Raw genomic sequence first — 4,239 nt, 5'->3', positions numbered from 1 at the left:
GTGCTGGGCGAGCTGGCGTGTGAGCAGGGACCCGGCCACGTGGCCACCTATCACCTGGCGGCGTGGGCGCTGATGACGCTCGCGACGTGGGCGCTGTCGAAACGACTCAAACCCCGGACCTACGCACCATGAAGCAGGACCCCTCGCTCATCTTGACGGAAGACGTGGACGGCGCGCCGGTGCGCATGGGCGCGGCGGTGATGATCATCCGCACCGAAGCGGACGACGCCGTGGCGGAGCGCTTCCTGGGCCGCGTGGGCGTCGTCGTGGCGCTGGTGTTCGACGACCCGGCCATGCAGTACCCGAGCGATCCGCTCATCCAGGTGCGCGTGGCCGGCGTGGGCGAGGACCTGTTCTTCGCCCGTGAGATTGTCGAAGTGCCCCAGGGTCACTTCGTCGCGTTCGGGTCGTCCAGCTCCGGGTAGTGCCGGAAGATGCCCTGCTGGTTGAAGGGCTGGGCGCGGTTGGATTGTTTGTACGCGGCGATGCGGGGGCGCTCCGAGATGCGCTGACGCAAGGCCATCACGCCGGGGATTCCCGGGGCGACGCGGCGCATGGCATTGGGAAAGGCATACAGCAGGCCTTCCACCAGCTGGTACAGCGCGAGCTCCGGATAGGAGAAGTCGCGGCCCAGGAGGTACTTCCCTCCCCCTTGGGTGTTGGCCTTCAGCACGCGCTCGAAGTAGCCGAGGAACTTCGGGATGCGGGTGGTGCGGAAGTCTTCCGCGCGTTGCTTCGCGGCGTCCTTCTGCTCGTCGTAGTACTTCATCACGGCGAGGGGATGGTGCGTGTCATGGGCTTCCGCCACCACGTCCGCGACGGTGAGCTGGAATTGACGGGCGTGCAGGCGTGAGGCTTCGTCCTGGGGGACGAGGCCGAAGCGTTCGCCCAGGTAGGAGCAGATGTTGGGCGCCTGGGAGATGACGACGTCGCCCACCTTGAGCACGGGCGGCGCGTACGCGGGCACGGGCCCCTTGCCAATCATGTCCGTGACCGCCTTCCCGCCGGATTGCAGGCCCACGTCCACCCAGTCCGCGCCTGCTTCTTCCAGCACCAGCCGCACGAACTCGCCCCGGCCGGGAATGCCGGGCCAGTAGTACAGCTCGAACTTCGCGTCGCTCATCGCCGTCACCTCGCGTGATGGGAACCGGCGCGGACGGCTAATGCGTCCCGCTGGTGAACTTCAGCCCGATGATGGCGACGATCATCAGCACCAGGAAGAACAGGCGCGAGGGCGTGGCGGGCTCATGGAAGAGCACCATGCCCGCGACGGCCGCACCGGCCGCGCCGATGCCCACCCAGACCGCGTAGGCCGTGCCGATGGGCAGCTGCTTCACCGCGAGGCCCAGCAGGCCCATGCTCGCGATCATGGCGCCAATCGTGAGCACGCTGGGCAGCGGCCGGGTGAAGCCTTGCGCGTACTTGAGGCCCAGCGTCCAACAGACTTCGAGCAGGCCGGCGATGATGAGGAGGATCCAAGACGACGACATGACGCACGACTCCCGTGAAGGCGTCGTCTTGTCGTGACCGGGTACGGCGCACCTCGTCCGGGCTCGGAGGCCCCACCCCGGGGCATCCGCACGCGCCGCGGAAGCTAACCGGGATGGACGCCTTGTGCCACCCACCCGCACCTGTCCATGGGATTGCGGATTATCCCAGATTCGCCTATTGAACTGGCATAAGCCGCAAGTCAGGAAAGGTCGTTCAATGCAGCGCAAGCATTTCGCCGTGGCCGCAGGGGTGTCGCTGTTCGCCCTGGGGATGGGCGCCCAGGCAGCGGAGATCTTCCGCAACACCGGAACGCTGTCCGGCTGGAACTCGCTCAACGTGGAGCACAACGGTTCGCTGAAGGAAGTCACCAACGTCGTCTACGAGGGCTCCACCGCCATCAAGGCCACGCAGGTCTACGACCCCAACTACACCGAGCGCTACCACTCGGAGGTCGTGAAGCACAACGTGTACCGCCGGGGCGACACGGGCTTCTATGGCTTCATGTTCCGGCTGCAGCAGGACTGGCAGTTCCAGCCGCAGTCCTTCAACATCGCCCAGTTCATCGCGAACTTCTCCGACACGGGCTGCGATGGCCACATGCCCACCACCATGGTGTGGCTGTCCGGCAACCAGCTCACCACCCGGGTGAAGTACGGCACCGTCTGCGACCAGAAGACCACCACCTTCCGCAACCTGGCCACCGTCACCCCCGGCGAGTGGCACAAGGTCGTCATGCAGGTGAAGTGGACCAGCGACACCACCGGCTTCATCAAGCTGTGGTTCGACGGTGTGAAGGTCCTGGAGCAGTTCAACCTGGCCACCACCGTGGCGGATGACCGCTACCTCCAGTTCCGCGTCGGCCTCTACGCCAATGGCTGGCACGACAGCGGGTACATGCAGGGCACCCAGGGCACCCGCAGCATCTGGATTGACGAAATCGCGGCCGGCACGACGTTCGCCGACGCAGACCCTGCGCAGTGGTAGTCCCGGTGGGCGCGGCGAGGTCCTCCCCCCGCCGCGCCGCCAACCTCACGGCAGCTGCGTCTGGAACGCCGACCAGCGCTTGTGCACCCACTGCCGGATGTACTCCACCTCCTCCGCGTGGGTCTTGAAGTCCTGCCGCAGGTGCCAGTCCGGGAAGTTGCCGTACCCGTTCTCGTCCCCCGCTTCCGGCTTCGCGAAGTTGCGGTACCGCTCCGCCCACTCCGCCTCGTCACGCTGCGCGTTGGGCCCCAGCTCCTTCACGTAGCCGTCGATCATCGCCTGCACCGTGGCCTCGCTCACTTCGTTCTTCAGGGCCTGCCGGTAGCGCTCGCGCATGGGCCCCGAGATGGAGGGCTCCGCCAGCATCCGCTTGAAGAGCAGGTTGTCCGACGCGTAGGTGGGCCGCGCCGTGGCGCTGGTGCGCGTGGTGTCGTAGTTCTGCCCGAAGCTCGCGTCCAGGTCCCACGGGATGTAGCGCCAGGGGCCGCCCGCCTTCGGATCGAACGCGTGATAGGCGTTCTTCGCCTGCGAGTCATTGCCCTGGATGAGCGTATTGAAGATCCACCAGTCCTCGTAGTCGCGCGCCTTCAGCTTCGTGCCGAACTGCTGGCGGAAGGTGTCGTTGCTGGAGTCCGCCACCCACGCGACGAAGTCGTGCAGCGTGCTGAAGTTGCCCGGCGGGTTGCCCTCGTCCTTCACGAAGCCGACGTGGAGGTTCTCCTTCGTCTGCCCGTGGCGCGTCAGCCGGGAGAAGTTGGCGTCCGCGGTGTCGGCCTTGTAGAGGTCCGAGTCGTCGTCGATGCCGTTCCACTCCATCAGCCGTTTGTCCACGTGGTCCGACGCCGTGTAGAGCCCCCGGTACTTGTTGTTCGCGTACACCACCACGCTGAAGGTGCGGATGCGCACGGCGTCGGGCGCCAGCCGGTGCCACAGGTCGAACGCCAGCCGCGAGCGCAGGTAGGAGTTGTCATTGAACGTGGTGATGAGCACCACGCGCTTGCGGTCCTTGAAGCCGTCGCCGAAGACGGGCTCGGAGAACAGGTCGTCCTCCGCGAACTTGAGCGTCAGGCTGCGCTTGGGGAACACGCTGGACGTGGCCCCGCGGTACTTCGCCTCGATGGTGTAGCGGCGGCCCCGGTACACCACCTCCGCCGGCTTGTAGAAGCCAGACGTCAGGTTGTCCGGGAAGAACAGGTGCACCACCGGCAGCCCGTACTCCTCCGTGTAGGCCGCGGGGTCGACGATGTCGACCTTGCCCGGCGCGGTGTTGTTGTTGGCCACGCCCACCTTGAGCGTGCCCGTCTCGCCGGTGGTGCGCTCCTCCAGCGTGAGCATCCACACCGCGGCCTGGTTGAGCGCGGGCGTCCAGCGCAGCGTGCCGGTGGACTCGTCGAACGTGGCGCCCGCGGGCAGGTTCTTCACCCCGAAGCGCAGCCCGGCCTCCTTGAGCCCCGTGGAACACGTCACCTGCGCGGTGACGGGCTCGCCCTCCTGCACCCAGCGCGTGTCCCCCGCCGTGGGCGCGCACGTCAGCGGCGCTGACCCCGCGTCCCCGCTCCCCGCGTCCGGCGTGCCGGTGCCCGCGTCGGCCGGCGAGCCCGTGCCCGCGTCGTACGGCGAGCCCGTGCCTTCATCCGCCGGGCCCGCGTCGGGCCGGGGAAGGCCTTCTCCGTCGTCGTAGCCCGTGCCGGGAGGATTGCCGGTCGTGGGAGAGGAGTCCCCTCCGCCGCACGCCACCAGGGCAAGGCACGCCAGCCCCGCCAC

5 protein-coding genes and 1 riboswitch are annotated in these 4,239 nt (G+C 67.5%); of the genes, 2 read left to right on the top strand and 3 right to left on the bottom strand.

The window, feature by feature from the left end; translation table 11 throughout:
* Positions 1–128: 128 nt before the first annotated feature.
* Complete coding sequence (locus D7X55_RS36730; protein ID WP_120552431.1) at positions 129–425, top strand: Carotenogenesis protein CarS; 297 nt, start codon at positions 129–131, stop codon at positions 423–425.
* Here the strand turns inward: D7X55_RS36730 and D7X55_RS36725 are convergent.
* Positions 389–1,123 (bottom strand): glutathione S-transferase, encoded by a 735-nt coding sequence (locus tag D7X55_RS36725; protein WP_121725462.1) that lies wholly within the window; start codon positions 1,121–1,123, stop codon positions 389–391. The genes D7X55_RS36730 and D7X55_RS36725 overlap by 37 nt on opposite strands.
* A 37-nt stretch (positions 1,124–1,160) precedes the next feature.
* Complete coding sequence (gene sugE / locus D7X55_RS36720; protein WP_120552433.1) at positions 1,161–1,490, bottom strand: quaternary ammonium compound efflux SMR transporter SugE; 330 nt, start codon at positions 1,488–1,490, stop codon at positions 1,161–1,163.
* A gap of 17 nt (positions 1,491–1,507) precedes the next feature.
* Positions 1,508–1,579, bottom strand: a riboswitch (guanidine-III (ykkC-III) riboswitch).
* Between the two features lie 128 nt (positions 1,580–1,707).
* Between sugE and D7X55_RS36715 the strand changes: the two genes are divergently transcribed.
* Complete coding sequence (locus tag D7X55_RS36715) at positions 1,708–2,475, top strand: polysaccharide lyase (RefSeq protein ID WP_120552434.1); 768 nt, start codon at positions 1,708–1,710, stop codon at positions 2,473–2,475.
* 45 nt (positions 2,476–2,520) lie between these two features.
* Here the strand turns inward: D7X55_RS36715 and D7X55_RS36710 are convergent.
* A partial coding sequence (locus D7X55_RS36710; protein ID WP_199747310.1) for a CotH kinase family protein occupies positions 2,521–4,239 on the bottom strand: 1,719 nt, incomplete at its 5' end.

The organism is Corallococcus sp. AB049A (genome assembly GCF_003668885.1).
In the GTDB taxonomy this organism is placed as follows: Bacteria; Myxococcota; Myxococcia; order Myxococcales; family Myxococcaceae; genus Corallococcus; species Corallococcus interemptor.
This window is presented reverse-complemented; position numbering and strand designations above follow the sequence as displayed.